We start from the raw sequence: 18,368 nt of genomic DNA, 5'->3' as shown, positions 1-18,368 counted from the left end.
GACCTATACCCTGCAGTTCAACGCTATCCAGGGTGACGGTATCCGCATCTTCGGCCGCCCCGGCGGCGGCGCCGACTTCATCTCGGTTGGGGAACTGGAGGTGTTTGAGGCGGCGGGGCCACCGGCCAGCAACCCCGCCCCCACCTTAAACACGATCAACCCGACTGCCGCCAGCGCAGGCGGGCCGGCCTTTACCTTGACCGTCAACGGCACGAGCTTCGTCTCGTCCTCGGTGATTCGCTGGAACGGCGCTGTCCGTACCACGACCTTCGTTAGCGCCACCCAGCTGAGCGCATCGATCCCGGCTGCCGATATCGCCGCCGAAGGCAATGCGTCAGTAACCGTGTTCACTCCAACCCCGGGCGGCGGCACCTCGAGTGCCCAGACCTTTACGATCAATGCCCCGGCCAACAACCCCGTCCCGACGCTGAGCTCAATCAGCCCGGCCAGCGCCACTGCAGGGGGTTCGGCCTTTACCCTGACCGTGACCGGCAGCAACTTCGTCTCGTCGTCGGTGATCCGCTGGAACGGCGCTGCCCGCACCACCAGCTTCGTTAGCGCGGCCCAGCTTACAGCCAGCATTCCGGCTGTCGATATCGCCGCCGAAGGCAGCGCGCAAGTGACGGTGTTCACGCCAACTCCGGGCGGTGGCACCGCATCGGCGCAGACGTTCACGATCAACGCCCCGCCAGCCGGCGGCGCCGATCTGACCCAGCTTGGCACCATCATCGCGCGTGTCACAGCACCGACTGGCGGTGGCAGCCGCAATCGCGAGGTGATCCGCGATGGCGACAAGCCACCGGTCGGTAACTTCGATTCCAGCCGGCAATACGATACTTATGACGGTAACAACACCGCGACCGAGGACTGGATTGGCTATCAGTATTCGGCCACCCAGAACTTCGGCCGCGTCGTGTTCCAGGAAGGCCGCCACTTCGGCGACGGCGGCTGGTTCGAAACCCTGACCGTGCAAGTCCGCCAGGGTGGCGTCTGGAACGCCGTCTCGGGGCTGACTATCACCCCGGCTTATCCAGCCGTCGACGACAACGAGACCTTCGAGACCTATACCCTGCAGTTCAACGCTATCCAGGGTGACGGTATCCGCATCTTCGGCCGCCCCGGCGGCGGCGCCGACTTCATCTCGGTTGGGGAACTGGAGGTGTTTGAGGCGGCGGGGCCGTAATCCCTGATTCCCTGGCGACGCAGCCTGCGTTAAGCGCTGATAGCACTTGCTGTCGACGGTCCGGATTGTGGCTACCCTGCCGCCCCGCCGCAGCATGCGACTGGCGATGGCGGCGGTTGTACGATCGCTCCAGCAAACGGCTCCTTCGACTTCATGTTGCTTCTGAAGCCGTTGGTCGGTGCGGTTCGGATCACGGGGCGCGGTTTCGGAAACAACGGTACAGGATGGGCGCCACTCGGGCGCCCATCGTCTTTATTTCGCCGTCGGTTCAGGGCTCGTTCCGTTAATCTTGCCCACGCTCCTCGGACCGGCGCGTCGCTGTAAAAAATGCATGCAAGTTTTTCAGCAGTGCCCTGTCCCGTAATAAGTTGCCTGATTCGCCGTTCGCCCTCTGAGCCTACCGTCGTTCATGGTTCGACGGGCTCACCATGAACGGTGCAAAAATGAACAAGTTATTTGCGGGGACACACAACACCCAGTCAGACGGCAGGGTGATGCGGTGGTGTATCGGCCGTCAGCGGACATCGTTGAGGGTATTGGGTCTACATGAATCGGCTTCGCAGGGAGCCTCTAAATCATGCCTCGCCCCAGAGCGCGCATTTTCTCTCCAGCGTTTTGCGCGAGACACCTAATCGGCGCGCTGCCTCCGACTTATTGCCGTCAACCATTCTGAGCACGTGCAGGATGTGCTGCTTTTCGACCTCCCCTAGCATCAGAGGGCCGTCGGCGGGCGCGGTCTCGTTTTCCACAAGATCGGCCGAGCGCTCGTTATGCGCGATGCTTGGCAGGCTTTCTGTAGGAAAATAACCGAGTATCAGCGATCGTTCGACCAGATTGCGAAGTTCCCGCGCATTGCCCGGCCAGGCGTAGCCCTGCATCCTTTGCACGATGTCGTGCGGCAGCGGAATCGGCGGAAGGCCCAGATGCGCCGATAGCTGACGCAAGAAATGCTGCGCAAGTACTGGAATATCATCAGTTCTTTCGCGCAGCGGCGGTATCGTAATGTTGACCACGTCGAGCCGATAAAACAGATCCTGACGAAAGCGCCCGGCAGCGATTTCGGGGCCGAGATCGCGATTAGTCGCGGCGATCACACGCACATCGACGGCGATTTCGCGCTCGGATCCGACCGGCCTGATCTTGTGTTCAGCCAGCACACGCAGCAGCTTTGTCTGCATCGGCAGCGGCAAATCGCCGATTTCATCGAGAAACAGCGTGCCGCCCTGCGCGTAGAAAAATAGTCCGGCGTGGTTGTCGGCGGCGCCGGTGAAGGCGCCCTTCATATGGCCAAACAATTCGCTTTCGATCAGCTCGGGTGAAATGGCGCCGCAGTTGACCGGAACGAAAGTGCGTTGCGCGCGCGGACTCAGGCCGTGTAAGGCCCTGGCCGCTACTTCCTTACCGGTTCCCGATTCGCCTTGCAGCAAGACCGTGCTCGGCGTCGGCGCGATAAGCGTGATCAGCGCGCGCAGATTGCGCACCGCCTCCGATGTGCCGACCAAGCCGCCGATGCCCGACAACTCGGCGACTTCCCGGCGCAGCATCGCGTTTTCGCGCGCCAGCAGCACGCGTTCGAAACAGCGCTTGATCGAATTCAGAATCTGATCGAGCCGGAACGGTTTCAGGATGAAGTCGGAAGCCGCGGCGCGCAGCGCGTCGATCGCGGTTTCGATATCGGCGAATGCCGTGATCAGAATCACATCGCCGGCAAAACCGTTTGCGCGCAACTCCTTCATCCATTCGAAGCCGCCTTTGCCAGGCAGAGCGATATCGAGAATCAAAAGATCGAAATGGTAGCGCTCCACGAGTTGCGCGCCCTCTTCCGCGCTGGCGGCCGTTTCGACCAGGCCGCAGCGCGATTCGAGCGCGCGCCGCAGAAAATTGCGCATGCCGGGCTCGTCATCGACGATCAGAACAGAGTGCTGCAGCCAGCTCCCGTGGGAAACGGATTCGACTTCTTTTGGCAAGGAGGCCATGGACAAACCGAGAAGGAATCAGCAAAAACGAGCCCCCAATTAGAGCAGGCTTGCGACATTTTGTCGAACCCTCGCGGCTTTCCACTAGATCTCATTTCCTCCGGTCCGCGAACGGCTGACGACAAGTCGATAACCTGGCGGCGCTGGTGGAAACGTGGCTGCAGGTCAGGTGCAAGCGCGGAAACGAGTGGACGATTTGACGGCCGCCGCAACGCGTACTGGTCGCTTTAGCGCAGCTTGCCGCGATCAAGTTGCAGCCGGTGCATGCCCGGCAACCCGATCAGTTCCTTATCGTGACAGGCGATGACGACGGTAGCTTCGGCATCGTGCAGCTTTTCGATCAGGGTGACGACCTGATGCCGGCCTTCGGCATCGAGATTGGCGGTCGGCTCGTCGAGCAAAAGCACCGTCGGATTCAATACTTTTGCCCTGGCCAGCGCGACCCGCTGTTTTTCGCCGCCGGACAGCTTGTCGGGCCGCACCTGCAGCAGATGGCCCACGCCAGCCCAGCCGATCGCCTCGCGCACCTGATGCTCACGATGCGCGCGCGCATCGCCGCGCGCATTCAGTCCATACGCGATATTGTCTGCGATGCTGGTGTGAAACAAATACGGGTGCTGATGCACATAGACGATGCGGCGTCGCATGCTATCAGGATAATCGGCCAGCGCTAAGCTGACGCCGTCTACTTGCAGGCTGCCGGATTGCGCAGGTTCCAGGCCGGCCAGAATGCGCAGCAGCGTGGTCTTGCCCGAGCCGTTGTCGCCGGTCACGACAAAGCTGCCGCCGGCCGCCAGCGGCAGGTCGATATCGTCGAGAACGACGCGCTTGCCAAAGCTCTTGCGCACCCCATTGAGCGCGACCGCCACACCGCTCATTTCAGGCCACCTTCGCCTTGCAGCACGGATAACGCGGCGTTGATCGCAAGCGCAAGCGTGATCAGCACAAAGCCGAGCGCTATGCCCTGCGCGAATTCGCCTTTGCTGGTTTCGAGCGCGATCGCGGTCGGCATGTTGCGCGTGAGCCCGGCAATGTTGCCGCCAACGATAATCGCCGCCCCGACTTCGGAAATGACGCGGCCGAAACCGTTGAATACGGCCGCCATGATGCCGAACCGGACTTCGACCAGCGTCGTCCAGCTTGCCCGCAGTCTTCCGGCGCCGAGGCCGCGCGCGGTTTCGAAAACGCGCGGATCGGCGGCCTGCACCGCCGCCAGCGTGAATACGACCATCACCGGAAACGCGATGACCATGTAGGCAATGATGATTGCTTCCGGAGTGAACAAGAGCTGCAAAAAACCGAGCGGCCCGTGGCGCGACAGCAGCATGTAAATCGTCAGCCCGACCACCACCGTCGGAAACGACAGCAGCGCCTGCACCAGCACGACGATGGCGCGGCGCCCTGGAAAAGCCGCCCTGGCGATGACAAAACCGAGCGCCACTGCTGGCGGCGTGATCAGAGCGATCGCGATCAGCGAGCAATAAAGCGACGTCCAGATGATGTGCCAGAGCTCGGCATCGCCGCTGAACAGCAGGCGAAACGCGGCGCGCGTGGGCGCAATCAAATCCATCGCGCCACCTCTGCCGCCGATATGCTACAAAAACGGCTTTGACGCATGCGTAATCGTAGAAAAATCGGTCATTACGAGCCGCGATTTTACGACAACGCACTTCAAGTTGTTTGCCGCAAGCTCGCGGTTCTGCGGAGTGAATTAACGAAGTGTGCCGTCAACTGCTTAAGTCGACGAGGATCAGGCCGGCATTATTTTTTTGCGCTCGGAAAAAAGACCTGTTTGCCGTCGACCCTGAAATCGGCGATCGCTTTTTGCGCTTTGGCAGAGGCGATCCAGTCGACCAACGCCATGGCGCCTCCCTTGTTTACCGTTGGGCACTTCTCGGGGTTGACTGCGATGATGCCGTAAGGATTGAACATTTTCGGATCGCCCTCGACCAGGGTTTCGAGTCCGGTTTTGGCGGCATAAGCGCTGAAAGTCGCGCGGTCGGTCAGTGTATATCCCTGCAATTCGCCGGCCATCGTCAGCACCTGCCCCATGCCCTGCCCGGCCGAAACATAGGCTGCGCCTTCAGGTTTCGATCCGGCGGCTTTCCAGTAGTTTTTTTCCATCGTGTGCGTGCCGGATTCATCGCCGCGCGACACGAACCTGGCGCCGCTCGCTGCGATTGTTTTCATCGCCGCGATGACATCCGTCATACCGCGCACTTTGGCCGGATCGCTCTTCGGCCCGACGATGATGAAGTCGTTGTACATGACATCCTTGCGCACGGAACCAAAGCCGGCTTCCATGAACTTATCCTCGGCGGCGCGCGCGTGCACGAGCACAACATCGGCGTCGCAATTCTCGCCGAGCTTGAGCGAAGCGCCGGTGCCAACCGCGACCACTCGCACTTTGCCGCCGTAGCTCTCTTCGAATTTCGGCAGCAGGTATTTCAGGAGACCGGAGTTCTCGGTGCTGGTCGTGGTTGCCAGCCGTATGTCCTCAGCCGCGAATAGACTGCCCGGATCGAGCAGCAGCGCGACGACTAAAACGTAACACGAGGTGATCACTCGATTTCTCATGGACTAACTCCGTTGCGTTGATTGTCGAAAGGATGCGGTTCCAGCAACTCGCAGCGAGTGCAGCAAGACATCGAAGCGGAACGATCAAAAAGTATGGCGAATGCCGATGCCGAGGCCGCTCGGATCGGAACCGACTCCGGCGGGATTCAGGGGATTGAAGCCGAAGTTGTAGGAAGCAAGCGCATCGTTATCGATGTAGATATACAGCGCGTAAACATCGGTGCGCTTCGAGAAGCTGTGGCTGTAGCCGATCGCCGCCGCTTTGGCGGCAAGCCCGGCCGTGCTGCACGCGGCGCCGCTGGCCTTGCAATCGCCGCTGAAACCTTTACCGAAAGACGCCCGTATGGTTCCCGGGCCAATCTTGTGCAGCACCGATACATAGATCGCTTCGCGGTTGTATTCGTTGACTGCCCCGGGCAGAGTCTGGCTGGTCTCGTATTCGAGACGTTCCGCTACGACATTGACCGTCGTGGTTTTCAGGAACGTGTAGCCGACGCCGGCCTTGTAGCCGGTGTCGCGCGAACTTGCGTTCGTCGCCGACGGTCCCTGCAGGGCATTGCCGGTGAGGCCGAACAGTCCGAAATAATCCTCGTGGCGCTCGTAGGCTAGCGCAGCGTAGATCGGACCGATTTCGTACTTTGCGGCGATCGAACCGATGTACGGATTGATATTGGGCGTCAGTTCGTTGGCGGATTTTTGTTCGTTGGCGGAATACGCAATCCGGCCCGAAAAACCTTTCAGCGACGGCGTCCAGTACTGCACGCTGTTGCCCTGGCGGCGGTCGAACGTCGCATCGGGTGCGCCGGACACGGCAGGGGTCGTGAAAACGCCTGGAATCGGCACGCCGCCCGCGACCGCCTGCACGCCAGTCACCCCGACCCGTCCGCTCTGCGTGGTGTTTCCCACTCCAAAACCGGGGCTGCCGAGTATGGTGTTGCCCGCCGCTATGCTGGTGCCGTAAAAGCCATCTGGCGCAGGCTTATGAATTTGTATGGCGTATCCCACAGGCCGTAAAACACCGTACCCCATGGTCCCGTCAAACCAACATTGGAATTACGACCGCCGAAATTGCCGCCGCCGGCATCGATGTTGGTGCTCGATTCGAGCTGGAAAATCGCTTTCAAGCCGCCGCCGAGATCTTCCGTCCCGCGGAAGCCGATGTTCGAAGAGTTCGAGCTGACGCGATTGCGCGACCCTTGATTCAACGCATTGGCGGCGGTCGGCGCTCCTACGAGGTTGTTGCCGGCGCTGCCTGCCGCGGTCGCCCCGTCGCGCTCGACGTTTTCGAAGTCGGCGTTGAAGGTACCGTAGATCACCACATTACTGCCTTGCGCGAAGCGCAAGGGGCAAACACCTGCGACAGTACGAGAGTCAACAACTTTTTCTTCATTTCTCCTCCGTTACAAGGCTCGATAAGCGGGCATGAATGCTATTTGCCGTTGATGTGGGCGATGTTACGCAAGGATAGCCACGTCACCAATATGAGCCGCAGTGCATAAAGCCTGCGTGTGGTTCCGGGCACGAGATTCGGGTAGCGCAGAATAAAACGAGAAATAGACGCGGCATCGCTGGGTCGACTTCAAAATCAATCGCTTTGCGCGCCCGATCAGCGAGACCTTCAACCTTGCCGGCAAAACGCCAGATCGGGTGCCCGATCAACGCTGCTTTGCGATTCTTGGGATGGCCTGCGAAATTAAAAAGCTTCAGCGCTTCCGCGGTTTCGCAGCGGTCAGCGCAACCCACTCGTCATCGTTGTAAAGCCTCGAGCGAGTGAGGAATCGCACGCCTTCACCATTCTCCAGCGAGAACATGCCGCCGCGTCCCTCAACGACGTCGATGATGAGCTGTGTGTGCTCCCAGTACTCGAATTGCGATTCGCTCATGTAGAACGGCACGCCGCCGATTTCACCGAGCTTGACATCGGAATCGCCGACCATGAAATCGTCACGCGGATAACACATCGGTGAGCTGCCGTCGCAGCAGCCGCCCGATTGGTGAAACATCAACGCACCATGCGACGCTTCGAGCTTTTCGATCAGACGCAGCGCGGCGTCAGTCGCGGTTACGCGCGCGACCGGTGCTGTTTTTTGATTCGTCTGCATCTGGCCCTGATTTGATTTTCCGCTACGTACGGCGAGCTTAATGCAAGGTCGCTGTCCGATCGCCTAGAAAAATCCCATCGCCTTCTTGCTGTAGCTGATCAGCAGATTCTTGGTTTGCTGATAGTGATCGAGCATCATCTTGTGATTCTCGCGGCCGATGCCCGACTGCTTGTAGCCGCCGAACGCCGCATGCGCCGGATACAGGTGATAACAATTAGTCCACACGCGGCCCGCCTGTATCGCGCGGCCGAAGCGGTATGCGGTATGGATGCTGCGCGTCCACACGCCGGCGCCGAGTCCATACAAGGTGTCATTGGCGATGGTGAGCGCATCGGCCTCGTCCTTGAAGGTCGTCGAGGATACGGCCGGGCCGAAAATTTCTTCCTAGAACACGCGCATGCGATTGGTGCCTTTCAGAATCGTCGGCTTGACGTAATAGCCGCTGTTGATGTCGCTGCCGACTACCGCCTTCTCACCGCCGGTCAGGCATTGCGCGCCTTCCTGCTGGCGATATCGAAATACGACATGATCTTTTCCATTTGCTCCTTCGAGGCCTGCGCGCCAATCATGGTGTCGGTGTCGAGCGGATTGCCCGGCTTGATTTTTTCGACCCGCGCCACGCACTTTTCCATGAACTTGTCGTAAATCGATTCCTGGATCAGCGCGCGCGATGGGGCGGTGCACACCTCGCCCTGATTCAGCGCGATCATGGTAAAACCTTCGACCGCCTTGTCGAGGAATTCATCGTCTTTCTGCATGATGTCTTCGAAGAAAATATTCGGCGATTTGCCGCCCAATTCGAGCGTCACCGGGATGATGTTTTGCGCCGGGTACTGCATGATCAGGCGCCCGGTCGTGGTTTCGCCGGTAAAAGCTATTTTGGCGATGCGTTTATTGGATGCGAGCGGCTTGCCGGCTTCGACGCCGAAACCGTTGACGATGTTGAGTACACCCGGCGGCAGCAAATCCTGGATCAGTTCGGCGACCAGCAGAATGCCGACCGGAGTTTGTTCCGCGGGTTTGAGCACCACGCAGTTGCCGGCGGCGAGCGCTGGCGCGAGTTTCCACACCGCCATCAGGATCGGGAAGTTCCACGGAATGATCTGACCGACGACGCCCAGCGGTTCATGGAATTGATACGCGACGGTGTCGTCGTCGATCTCGCCAAGCGAGCCTTCCTGTGCGCGTATGCACCCGGCGAAATAGCGGAAATGATCGACCGATAGCGGAAGATCGGCGGCCAGTGTTTCGCGCACCGGCTTGCCGTTATCCCAGGTTTCGGCGATCGCGAGCATTTCGAGATTCTGTTCGATGCGGTCGGCGACCCTGTTCAGGATAAGCGCACGCTCCGCCGCGGAGGTGCGGCCCCACTTGTCTTTCGCGGCGCGCGCGGCATCGAGCGCAAGTTCGATGTCTTCGGCGCCGGAACGCGCGCCCTTGCAAAACACCTTACCATTGACCGGCGATGCATTATCGAAGCACTGGCCCTTGACCGGCGCGACCCACTTGCCGCCGATAAAGTTGTCGTATTGCGGTTTGAATTTGACTTTGCTTCCGGCATGACCGGGATTGAGATAAATCATATTTCTGTGTCTCCGATGGAATTAAAAAATCAATCGCTGCGCGAATACAGCGATAAGGCTAAACGACCAAGAGTTGCATACCACTTACCTTGGGCTTTCCGCGATCGCTTTCATCCGCGTTGTTTCGAAACAGCTCACGTCAGCGACAGCTTGACTCTCGCGCTTTGTAACAGAACCGCGCCGCAGTCGTCATGGGTTGTAAACGCGCTATTTGGTGACACGGCGGTCCGCCCTGCGACACCTGCGTCCGTAAATAGGCAGTTCCTTTCCTATTTGCAAACCAACGGAATTTTCGCGAAGAGGAAGCAGGTGATCCGACGCGTGCGAGGGCGACACGAGGGCGACACGACTGCTGTGGATGCTATGCCTAAAGTGGGAATTCGAAAATATGCAATTGATTGCATTGGTAATAAGTCAAGGTGGCTCCCCGGGTGAAGTCGGGCGACCGGCGTTTCGACTCGGTCGATTTTTGGAGCCAGCGGCCCAACCGCCGGCGCCTACTTCATGTAGACTGATTGCATATTCAGGCGGAATGCTGGCGCAATTGTCAGGGGGATGCTGGCGAAATTACAAGATTCCCAGGAGAGTTAAAATATGAATGGATTCGCATAAATGGCAACGGTCGAATTCAATTACTCGTGGTTGCCGGGGCAGACGCGCAGAAAGCAGCAGGACGAGCTGCTGTTCAACGCGCTGCGCGCGATCCATAACACTGGCTCGGTGCAGCACGGCGCGCGCGAAATCGGTCTTTCCTACCGTCACGTGTGGGGAATGCTGATCAAATGGCAAGCGATGCTGAACGAACCGCTGGTCACGATGGAGCGCGGACGCGGCACCCGCCTGACTCCGTTTGGTGAAAAACTGCTTTGGGCTGAACAGCGCGTAAACGCACGGCTGGCGCCGCAATTGGAAAGTCTCGCGGCCGAGCTCGAGCGCGAGTTCCAGACAGTTTTGAATAGCGGGGCCGAAACCCTACGCGTGCACGCGAGCCATGATCTTGCGCTCAGCCAACTGCGCGATCTGGTCAATCGCGATGACGGGAGCCCGCGGCTGGACGTGAGCTTCATGGGAAGTCAGGAAAGCCTGGCGTCACTGGTTCGCGGCCATTGCGATCTCGCCGGATTTCACGTGTCCGAACAGGAATCGAAGGCGACCCTGGCCCACCTCGCCTATCGGCGCTGGCTGCGCCCTCGCACGCAGCTTCTGGTCCATTTTGTTGGACGTCAGCAAGGGTTGATTGTCGCTCGCGGCAATCCGCTGAAAATTCGCGGCGTCAAGGATTTGACGCGCTCGCGCGTGCGCTTCGTTAACCGGCAGGGAGGTTCTGGCACTCGCCTTTTGCTCGATCAACTGTTGTGGGACGGCGAAATCGACAAAGCGCGCATCAACGGCTACGACAATGAAGAGTTCACTCATCTCGCAGTCGCCGCGACCATCGCGAGCGGCGGCGCCAACGCCGGGATCGGGATCAAGGCCGCTGCGAGCAGGTATAATCTCGACTTCATTCCGCTGGTCAACGAACGCTATTTTCTGGCCGTCCGCAAGGAATCGACCCATTCGCCTGCATTCAAAAGCCTGTTGGCCGCATTGAAAAGCGGTGAGTTCGCGGCAGCGGTCGCCGGTCTTCCGGGTTACGAGGCGGCCAAATGCGGCGAGCTTGTCAGCATCAAGGACGCCCTGCCCTGGTACGCATCAACCCCACAGGAGAAAGTGAAATGAAATTGAGCGCGCGCAATCAACTGAACGGCAAAATTACCGAGCTCACCCCCGGCCCGGTCTCGACACGGGTGAAAATCGAGGTTGCGGGCGGTGCCGCCATCACGTCTTCGATCACTTCGGAAGCGGCGAAGGACCTGGGCTTGAAGGTCGGCGATACGGTGTCGGCGATCATCAAGGCTTCGGACGTGATGATCGGAAAATGAAGTTGGCATAACATCGGTCGGCCAAAGCGCAGCAGCTAAGGCGCCGTCACTCCGGCGAATATTCAACGAGTCAACCTCGATGGCGGCAATACTGCGCTTCCTTGCTCTCGCGGCATCGCTGTTGGCGGCCGCTCCCTGCATAGGCGCGGAAACCCGCGCTTTCACCGATTCCGCCGGCCGCGTGGTCGAGGTGCCGGCGACAATCGAGCGCGTGTATGCCGCCGGCCCGCCCGCGTCTGTGTTCGTCTATGCGCTTACGCCGGACAAGCTGATCGGCTGGACGCGCGCGCTCAAGGACGACGAGCGCGTTTCCTGCCGGCGCGCTATGCGAATCTTCCCGAACTCGGACGGCTTACCGGCCGCGGCAACACGGCGAACGTCGAAGTCGTGCTCAAGCAAAAGCCCGACGTGATCATCGACATCGGCGCTGTCAACGCGACGTATGCCTCGCTTGCCGATCGCGTGCAGCAACAGACCGGCATTCCGTATCTTCTGCTCGACGGCACGCTCACCGAAACCGCGCGAACCTTTCGCTCGCTGGGAAAACTGCTCGGCGAGGAAAGCCGCGCAGAAACGCTGGCGAACTACGTCGACAACGCGCTGAACGAAATTCGGGAGAAGGTTGCGACCGTTCCACAAGAGCAGCGCCCGCGTGTCTATTACGGCCGCGGCCCCGACGGTTTGCAGACCGGGCTCAAGGGCTCGATCAATGTCGAAGCGCTCGAATTCCTTGGCGCGCGCAATGTCGCCGCCGAATCCGGCGCGCGCGGCGGCCTTGCAACCGTTTCGCTCGAACAGGTGCTTACCTGGAACCCGCAGATCATCGTCACGGTCGATCCCCATTTTCGCGGCGCGCTGTTCACCGATCCGCGTTGGGCTGGCGTCGATGCGGTGCGCAACAAGCGGATTCATCTGTCGCCGCATGTGCCGTTCGGCTGGTTCGATTTTCCACCCGGCCCCAATCGCCTGATCGGGCTGCAATGGCTCGCCAAGGAACTTTATCCGACGCTTTTCGACTACGATCTGCGCGCGCGCATCATCGAATTTTATCGGCTGTCCTACTCGCGAACCGACTCCCGAGCAAGTCGACGCGCGACTCCTCGATGCGCGCGCCGCGCACCAAGCACGGTGAGCAAATTACCGGCAGCGATGCGCCACGAGCCGCACAGCGTGAGCGACGAGACGGCGCAGGCCTTGCCGCAGCGCTGGCCGCGGGAGATTCTCGTTACGTCGCCAAACTATCGCTTCGCCTCATGAACGAGGCCGCCCCAAACCTCGCCGATCGATCCGGCGACAAGCCCGGCCAGAGCTGCCCCGAAGCGTACCGCTACCGGCCGACCGATTTTCGCGCTGCGCCGTCACCTATTGCCGAGCACGTGTACATCATCGGCGGGCTGTATGGCAACCTCGAGGCGCTTCACGAGATTCTGCGCATGCAGGCCGCGGAGACGCGGCGCGGCGTCGAAATTGCGCTGGTATTCAACGGTGACCACAACTGGTTCAACGTCGATGCCGCGAGCTTTCGCGAGATCAACGAGACGGTGCTGCGGCATGTCGCCATTCGCGGCAATGTCGAATCCGGGATCGCCGCCCCGACCGACGCTGGTTGCGGCTGCAATTACCCCAATTACATTAACGCCGGTTACGTCGCGCGTTCCAACGCCATTATGGGCCGGCTGCAGGCCGTCGCCGGCGAGTTTCCCGCGCTGCGCGATGCGCTCGGCGCGTTGCCGATGCTGCGTACCATCCAGGTCGGCGAAACACGCATCGGCATCGTTCACGGCGACGCGGAAGCACTATCGGGCTGGGCCTTCGCCGCCGAACGGCTGTCGCCGATCGGTAAATGCTGCTCGGGCGACGAGGCCATCGCCGAACTCACGCCGATGGACACCATAGTCCGCTATTTTCGCGAAGCCGATGTGCGCGCCTTTGCCTCCACCCACACCTGTCTCGCCCACGCACGCGACTTCGAAGTGGATGGCAGAGAGCGCCTCATCATGAACAACGGCGCTGCGGGGCTTTCGAATTTCGCCAACACCAGCTTTGGCCTGATCACGCGCATCTCTGTTGATCGCAAGGCGCCGGCCGATAGCCTGTACGGCATCGACCTGGGCGGCGTGCGCTTCGACGCGTTGCCCGTGCGTTTCGACCAACCGGCGTGGATAACAAAATTCCTCGCCAACTGGCCGCCGGATTCGCCGGCCTTCACGTCGTATTTCGACCGCATCGTGAATGGCCCGGATTTCGATCCGCGCGACGCGGTCGGCGGCCGCGTCGCCCTGGCCGCGTCTTAGAGCCTACGGCAAGCTCTTAACCCGCAATCATGTAATGACTGACGCGCAGGGCCATGACAGAGTTGTACAACTCGTCCACACTTGCGACAGGTGAAACCGGCACCTGCGATTTCGCCGCCCGGAGAAATGACACCATGCAGCCGTCTGCAGCACAGCATACGCTCAAGCCCGACACCCGCTTCGACGGCGGCGACCCCGATTGCGGCAACGGCCTGCTGCTCTTGGTCCGCCGCCATATCGATCCGTTGCCGTGCGGCGGCTTGCTCGAAATCGCCTCGATCGATATTTCGGTCGACGAGGAATTGCCGGCGTGGTGATCGATGCCGTCGTCGCCGGTCTGCCGCAGGAGCGGCTCGCGCTGCACATGTGCCGCGGCAACTGGACGCCCGATGAAACTACGTGTCGGGGGGGGCGACTACCGGTCGCTGCCAGCTACGCTGGGCGCGCCCGATGTCGGCGTGCTGATGCTCGAACTCTGCACCCCGCGCGCCGGCGAAATCGAAGTGCTGAGCGCGCTGCCCGATCATCTGCGCGTCGGCGTCGGCGCGGTCAACCAGAAGCACTCGCGCATCGAAAACTTTGCAGAAATCGTCGCCAGGGGCGAGCAAGGCGATTGCCCTTTTTGGCGCGGAGCGAGTCCTGCTGACCCCGACTGCGGCCTTGCCACCTTTGCTGATAACCCGGTCGCTTCGGTATCGATCGCCGAACAAAAACTGCGCGCCATCGCCCATGCCGCCGATCTGTTGCGCAGCAGCTATATAAGGTGTGAGGCAAGTTCGGGCATGCTTCCGCCAACCCGCACTTCTCGTCGGTCTGAAGCGCGGCTTTCTACCGGCCTGCGAACAGCAAACAGCCGGCAGCGTTCACCCGGCTGGCGGCTTGTCTTCCGGGTTCGCGGCGGGCAACGACGATACTTGTGTACCGCTTGCGGATTAGCGCAGTTCGGCCGTCCGCCGCACTCTCGACCGCCGCCGCGCCGATAAGAGTTTTTTGAAGCGCGCCAGGAACGCTTGCGCCTTTGTGTCGCTGAAAATTCAGATCGACGGATGCCCGACGATTCGAAGCTCAAGCCGGGCGATGCCATTTTGCGATCATCAAAGTTTCGGATGTGATCGTCGGAGAGTCGCGGCGCGCACCGGAAATTAACCATAGCCCTTATTCGCTGCCATGGTCTTCGCGTACTACAATCGCCTTTCCGCCTCCCGCCGGCGGACTTACCGCAAGAGCGACACGCTCCGTTCACTTCCGCTGCCGCCGAATGTCTCGCCTGCCGAGGTGCTCGCTCGTCTTGCCCTCGCGCTGAAACACGACAGACGCATGGAAACGCAAAGCGCCTGTCAGGAGCTGATCGATCAGCTCGCGCGCGGCTATGCGGTACCGCCAATCCGGGTCAGCGTGCTGGCGGCTCGTCCGAGTAACGATTATGGCGAGCTGCACGGCTACTACGAGCCGCTGGAGGAGAACAAGCTTGCGCATATTTCGGTCTGGATGCGCACCGCGCAGCGCAAGCAGGTGGTCGCGTTCAAAACCTTTTTGCGTACGCTGATTCACGAGCTTTGCCACCATCTCGATTACGAGCTTTTTCTGCTGCCCGAGACTTTTCATACCGAAGGGTTTTACAAGCGCGAGTCGAGCCTGGCGAATGCGTTGCTGGAGCAGATGACGCCGCCTGAAGCTGTGGAAAAGGCAGCGGAAAACATGTCGGCGCGAGCTGAGGCTTTGGAGCTTGCTCGGCGCTTATCGCGAACGACCCGGCCCTAGGTATGCCGCATCTATTCAAACCCGATCGAGCCAGCGCATGCTTCAGTACACGCGCTGCACCTTGTAGCCGCGCTGTTCGATCAGGCTTAGCACACCGCGCTTGCCGTACAGGTGAAGCGCGCCGAATGCCGCAAAAGCGCCACCCCGATCGAACAGCGGTAGCAGGCGCTCCACCATACGCTCGTTGCGCTGGTACAACAGGCGGTTCAGAAAAACTTCGTTATGCGATTGGCTTCCGGCATCGTCGGACATTGCCTCGGCATTCAGTTTCCACAGCTTCGATAAATCACGCTCGAGATAGGCCTCGACCGCCGACAGCACGGAGCCTTGTATCGTCTCGTGGTTTGCGACGACTTCGCGCAACAATATGATCTGGGTTTGCTGCGGCATCTGGTCGAACACGGCGATTTGTTCTTCTATGCTTTCCAGGCCCACGATTTTCTTACGCGCCTCGTCCGCGTCGAACAGGAGTTTGCGATCCAGAATCATTCCGGTGGCGCCGCGCGGCTGCAAAAGCGTCAGCATCGCCGCCCAGGGCTTGAAACGCGGCCGCGCCTCGCTCGGGATGTTGTACTGAGCGAGCAACTTGTCGACGTCAGAATAAAGCCCGCCGCCGAGCAAGGCCGGCAAATGCGGTTCGCGCGTCACCATTGCAGCGAAAAACTTGCGCGTCGCTGCCTCATCGTTGACGAGCTCAGCGGCGAATACTCGCGACCGGTCGAATGCCTTTTTCACTGCCGGCGGCAGCGCCAGCACGCGATCATCGTCGACGTGAATCGTGCCAAACAGGTAGCTTGGCACCACCCCTTTCTTCTCGACTTTCCACAACAGGCCTTTCGAAAACTGGATTAAATCGGCCCGCGGAGGATCGTCCCTGGCAAAAACGGCGGGTGGCAAAAATGCGAGCGCAAATACTGCGACAGTCAGCCGTCCGAGCGAAATCATAAGTAGCGTTCCTGCGGCATCAGTCGGCCGAACATGGCCCTCCTGACTTCGAATGTCTGCGATCTATTCTACTCTGCTGTCGTTAGCTCGAACTCCTGCAGTAGATCGCGACGGCAACTGGCCGTGCAGCTCCAGCTGGCGATGCGGCGCGGCTGAGGTCGATTCGAGGAATCTTGTCCGACACCGATGAAATAGCTGTGCATCGCGGCAACGTCTGCGCAGCACGTCTGGTGAAACAGCTCGTAATGCGGATATGCCGCGGAGTTGTGGCCGAACAGTGATGACGAGACGGAGATTGGGAATCACTGGGCAAGTCCCCCTTCCGCTCTGATGTTTTTTTTCGAAGTCAGATTACGCGTCGTTCTAGTGGCAAGGGAGATCGGTTTCCTTGCTAGTCGTTAATCGTTTCAGGCATGAGGGACTGGCGGCTCCCGACGATCAACTTTCCTGTTCACTTTGTTTTATTCGCGACCGCATCCTGGCTTACTTCACCTTTCCGCATGCCTGTAAAACAAATCGCTGAGGAGGTGTCTCGTTTGGACGTTGTCCAGTATCGAGACGGATCGAAGTCGTGCCGATCTGGTCAAGACTCGCGTAAGCCGCGCCCGTTTTTGTGCCCTCCGGCATTACGCCAACGCCGTTCTGGTCAACTGTCCAAAAGCCCAGCACCATTTGCTCAAAAGTGAGCGAAACGTCGGACGGCAGGCAGGCATTGGTACCCCCCGGTTTGGAGCCTTCGTCATAGACGAGCGAGACGTAAGTCTTACTTGGGTCCATTCCCCTCGCTACCCCGGAAAACGACAACCCGTCTCCGCTATCGTCAAAAAAAATTGCGCCGCGGATGCCGGATCCGTTGATCGTCTTTAACGTGGCAGATGCCGTCGCCTCTTGGGCGGAAACGGTGGCCGACGCGCCAAACAGCGAAGCGCCGAAGATAACTGCGGTGCCTAACATTGAGATCGATTTCATGATTTAACTCTCCATTGATAACTCTTTCTGTGGACCATGGGGACTAAGCCACGATCCGTCGTGGGCATTACATTTGAGATAACGTTGCGCAGAAGTGGATGCCTCCCTTCTCCATCGGAGCATGGCTGAAATGAGTGTGCTCTTGACGAAATACCAGTTGGAAACCGGCAACTGTGGTGCTAACGCTGCTGATAAATCGTTTGTTGCGGAGTCAAATGCGAATTACAGACGAGTGCCCGCGATAAGTCGCGAGCAACGAGGCGGATGGCGGCGGGAAGTAAAGCGGTATTGCCGGTGATGCTTTTTTATTGGTACCTGGATTGCTTGTTGTCGCGACCTTCCTTTGAGATCACTGCTCTTCGACCGGTAAATTTTATTTTATCGAAGATTTGTTACATGGCGGCGTAATGGTCCGGCTATCGCTAGCCGGACCATATACGGCAATAGGGCCCTGACGATGACCTACTTTCGCATGGGTAATCCATACTATCATCGGCGCAGAGTCGTTTCACGGTCCTGTTCGGGATGGGAAGGAGTGGTTCCAACTCGCTATGGTCGTCAGGAATTCTGGAAGAAGTAAGTTCGGGTTTTAATCGATATCGCAAACACGAGAGCTTTTTAGCGCCGGCTTGGTCAACGCCGGCAACGCTCAAAATTATAGGATCAAGCCGCACGGTCAATTAGTATCGGTTAGCTTAACGCATTACTGCGCTTCCACACCCGACCTATCAACGTCGTAGTCTTCGACGAACCTTTAGGGGGGTTAAACCCCCGGGAAGTCTCATCTTGAGGCAAGTTTCGCGCTTAGATGCTTTCAGCGCTTATCTCTTCCGTTCTTAGCTACCCGGCAATACCACTGGCGTGATAACCGGTACACCAGAGGAACGTCCACTCCGGTCCTCTCGTACTAGGAGCAGCCCCCTTCAAATTTCCAACGCCCACGGCAGATAGGGACCAAACTGTCTCACGACGTTTTAAACCCAGCTCACGTACCACTTTAAATGGCGAACAGCCATACCCTTGGGACCGGCTACAGCCCCAGGATGTGATGAGCCG

16 protein-coding genes, 2 rRNA genes and 2 pseudogenes are annotated in these 18,368 nt (G+C 59.5%); 8 read left to right on the top strand and 12 right to left on the bottom strand.

The window, feature by feature from the left end:
- The coding region (locus H0V78_02620; GenBank protein MBA2350702.1) for an IPT/TIG domain-containing protein at positions 1–1,183 on the top strand (1,183 nt) is incomplete at its 5' end.
- Between the two features lie 575 nt (positions 1,184–1,758).
- Here H0V78_02620 and H0V78_02615 read toward each other — a convergent pair.
- The 8 genes and pseudogenes from H0V78_02615 to H0V78_02580 form a co-directional block, all read right to left on the bottom strand.
- Positions 1,759–3,159, bottom strand: coding sequence for a sigma-54-dependent Fis family transcriptional regulator (locus tag H0V78_02615; protein ID MBA2350701.1), 1,401 nt, complete (start codon positions 3,157–3,159; stop codon positions 1,759–1,761).
- Between the two features lie 227 nt (positions 3,160–3,386).
- Complete coding sequence (locus H0V78_02610) at positions 3,387–4,037, bottom strand: ABC transporter ATP-binding protein (GenBank protein MBA2350700.1); 651 nt, start codon at positions 4,035–4,037, stop codon at positions 3,387–3,389.
- On the bottom strand, positions 4,034–4,729 hold the full coding sequence (locus H0V78_02605; protein ID MBA2350699.1) for an ABC transporter permease: 696 nt from the start codon (positions 4,727–4,729) through the stop codon (positions 4,034–4,036). Before H0V78_02605 ends, H0V78_02610 begins: the two co-directional genes overlap by 4 nt.
- A gap of 191 nt (positions 4,730–4,920) precedes the next feature.
- Entirely contained in the window at positions 4,921–5,736 is an 816-nt protein-coding gene (locus tag H0V78_02600; protein MBA2350698.1) for a substrate-binding domain-containing protein, read from the bottom strand.
- Positions 5,737–5,820: 84 nt separating this feature from the next.
- Entirely contained in the window at positions 5,821–6,741 is a 921-nt protein-coding gene (locus H0V78_02595) for a porin (protein MBA2350697.1), read from the bottom strand.
- On the bottom strand, positions 6,681–7,079 hold the full coding sequence (locus H0V78_02590; protein MBA2350696.1) for a porin: 399 nt from the start codon (positions 7,077–7,079) through the stop codon (positions 6,681–6,683). Before H0V78_02590 ends, H0V78_02595 begins: the two co-directional genes overlap by 61 nt.
- Positions 7,080–7,439: 360 nt before the next feature.
- Complete coding sequence (locus tag H0V78_02585; GenBank protein MBA2350695.1) at positions 7,440–7,838, bottom strand: DUF779 domain-containing protein; 399 nt, start codon at positions 7,836–7,838, stop codon at positions 7,440–7,442.
- A 63-nt stretch (positions 7,839–7,901) separates the two neighbouring features.
- Positions 7,902–9,421 (bottom strand): annotated as a pseudogene (locus H0V78_02580) (aldehyde dehydrogenase family protein).
- A 612-nt stretch (positions 9,422–10,033) separates the two neighbouring features.
- Between H0V78_02580 and H0V78_02575 the strand changes: the two are divergent.
- The 7 genes and pseudogenes from H0V78_02575 to H0V78_02545 all read left to right on the top strand — a co-directional run bounded on the left by H0V78_02575 (position 10,034) and on the right by H0V78_02545 (position 15,398).
- Positions 10,034–11,140 carry a helix-turn-helix transcriptional regulator gene (locus tag H0V78_02575; GenBank protein MBA2350694.1) on the top strand — a complete coding sequence of 369 codons (1,107 nt, stop codon included), beginning with the start codon at positions 10,034–10,036 and terminating at the stop codon, positions 11,138–11,140.
- Positions 11,137–11,343 (top strand): TOBE domain-containing protein, encoded by a 207-nt coding sequence (locus H0V78_02570; GenBank protein MBA2350693.1) that lies wholly within the window; start codon positions 11,137–11,139, stop codon positions 11,341–11,343. The genes H0V78_02575 and H0V78_02570 overlap by 4 nt, the downstream gene beginning before the upstream one ends.
- A gap of 79 nt (positions 11,344–11,422) precedes the next feature.
- Positions 11,423–12,600 (top strand): annotated as a pseudogene (locus tag H0V78_02565) (iron ABC transporter substrate-binding protein).
- Entirely contained in the window at positions 12,597–13,637 is a 1,041-nt protein-coding gene (locus tag H0V78_02560; protein MBA2350692.1) for a hypothetical protein, read from the top strand. The pseudogene H0V78_02565 and the gene H0V78_02560 overlap by 4 nt, the downstream one beginning before the upstream one ends.
- A gap of 134 nt (positions 13,638–13,771) precedes the next feature.
- On the top strand, positions 13,772–13,954 hold the full coding sequence (locus H0V78_02555; protein ID MBA2350691.1) for a hypothetical protein: 183 nt from the start codon (positions 13,772–13,774) through the stop codon (positions 13,952–13,954).
- Positions 13,955–14,026: 72 nt separating this feature from the next.
- Positions 14,027–14,620 (top strand): hypothetical protein, encoded by a 594-nt coding sequence (locus H0V78_02550; protein ID MBA2350690.1) that lies wholly within the window; start codon positions 14,027–14,029, stop codon positions 14,618–14,620.
- A 184-nt stretch (positions 14,621–14,804) separates the two neighbouring features.
- On the top strand, positions 14,805–15,398 hold the full coding sequence (locus H0V78_02545; GenBank protein ID MBA2350689.1) for a hypothetical protein: 594 nt from the start codon (positions 14,805–14,807) through the stop codon (positions 15,396–15,398).
- Between the two features lie 42 nt (positions 15,399–15,440).
- Here the strand turns inward: H0V78_02545 and H0V78_02540 are convergent, their stop codons facing one another.
- From H0V78_02540 to H0V78_02525, 4 genes are all read right to left on the bottom strand, one after another.
- Entirely contained in the window at positions 15,441–16,343 is a 903-nt protein-coding gene (locus tag H0V78_02540; protein ID MBA2350688.1) for a TraB/GumN family protein, read from the bottom strand.
- 483 nt (positions 16,344–16,826) lie between these two features.
- A complete protein-coding gene (locus tag H0V78_02535; GenBank protein MBA2350687.1) occupies positions 16,827–17,312 on the bottom strand; it encodes a hypothetical protein in 486 nt (161 codons plus the stop codon).
- A 449-nt stretch (positions 17,313–17,761) separates the two neighbouring features.
- Positions 17,762–17,875: ribosomal RNA gene (gene rrf / locus H0V78_02530) — 5S ribosomal RNA — on the bottom strand.
- A gap of 81 nt (positions 17,876–17,956) precedes the next feature.
- A 23S ribosomal RNA gene (locus H0V78_02525) occupies positions 17,957–18,368 on the bottom strand; the annotation flags it as partial.

It is taken from the genome of Burkholderiales bacterium, from assembly GCA_013695435.1.
In the GTDB taxonomy this organism is placed as follows: domain Bacteria; phylum Pseudomonadota; class Gammaproteobacteria; order Burkholderiales; family JACMKV01; genus JACMKV01.
Note: the sequence above shows the minus strand (reverse complement) of the source record. Positions and strands in the feature narration are given on the sequence as shown.

What these genes read in the sequence shown, in the direction of transcription:
- H0V78_02615 (MBA2350701.1), bottom strand. Translation starts at nt 3,159, where the DNA reads ATGGCCTCCTTGCCAAAAGAAGTCGAATCCGTTTCCCACGGGAGCTGG.
- H0V78_02610 (MBA2350700.1), bottom strand. Translation starts at nt 4,037, where the DNA reads ATGAGCGGTGTGGCGGTCGCGCTCAATGGGGTGCGCAAGAGCTTTGGC.
- H0V78_02605 (MBA2350699.1), bottom strand. Translation starts at nt 4,729, where the DNA reads ATGGATTTGATTGCGCCCACGCGCGCCGCGTTTCGCCTGCTGTTCAGC.
- H0V78_02600 (MBA2350698.1), bottom strand. Translation starts at nt 5,736, where the DNA reads ATGAGAAATCGAGTGATCACCTCGTGTTACGTTTTAGTCGTCGCGCTG.
- H0V78_02585 (MBA2350695.1), bottom strand. Translation starts at nt 7,838, where the DNA reads ATGCAGACGAATCAAAAAACAGCACCGGTCGCGCGCGTAACCGCGACT.
- H0V78_02575 (MBA2350694.1), top strand. Translation starts at nt 10,034, where the DNA reads ATGGCAACGGTCGAATTCAATTACTCGTGGTTGCCGGGGCAGACGCGC.
- H0V78_02570 (MBA2350693.1), top strand. Translation starts at nt 11,137, where the DNA reads ATGAAATTGAGCGCGCGCAATCAACTGAACGGCAAAATTACCGAGCTC.
- H0V78_02560 (MBA2350692.1), top strand. Translation starts at nt 12,597, where the DNA reads ATGAACGAGGCCGCCCCAAACCTCGCCGATCGATCCGGCGACAAGCCC.
- H0V78_02555 (MBA2350691.1), top strand. Translation starts at nt 13,772, where the DNA reads ATGCAGCCGTCTGCAGCACAGCATACGCTCAAGCCCGACACCCGCTTC.
- H0V78_02550 (MBA2350690.1), top strand. Translation starts at nt 14,027, where the DNA reads ATGAAACTACGTGTCGGGGGGGGCGACTACCGGTCGCTGCCAGCTACG.
- H0V78_02545 (MBA2350689.1), top strand. Translation starts at nt 14,805, where the DNA reads ATGGTCTTCGCGTACTACAATCGCCTTTCCGCCTCCCGCCGGCGGACT.
- H0V78_02540 (MBA2350688.1), bottom strand. Translation starts at nt 16,343, where the DNA reads ATGATTTCGCTCGGACGGCTGACTGTCGCAGTATTTGCGCTCGCATTT.
- H0V78_02535 (MBA2350687.1), bottom strand. Translation starts at nt 17,312, where the DNA reads ATGAAATCGATCTCAATGTTAGGCACCGCAGTTATCTTCGGCGCTTCG.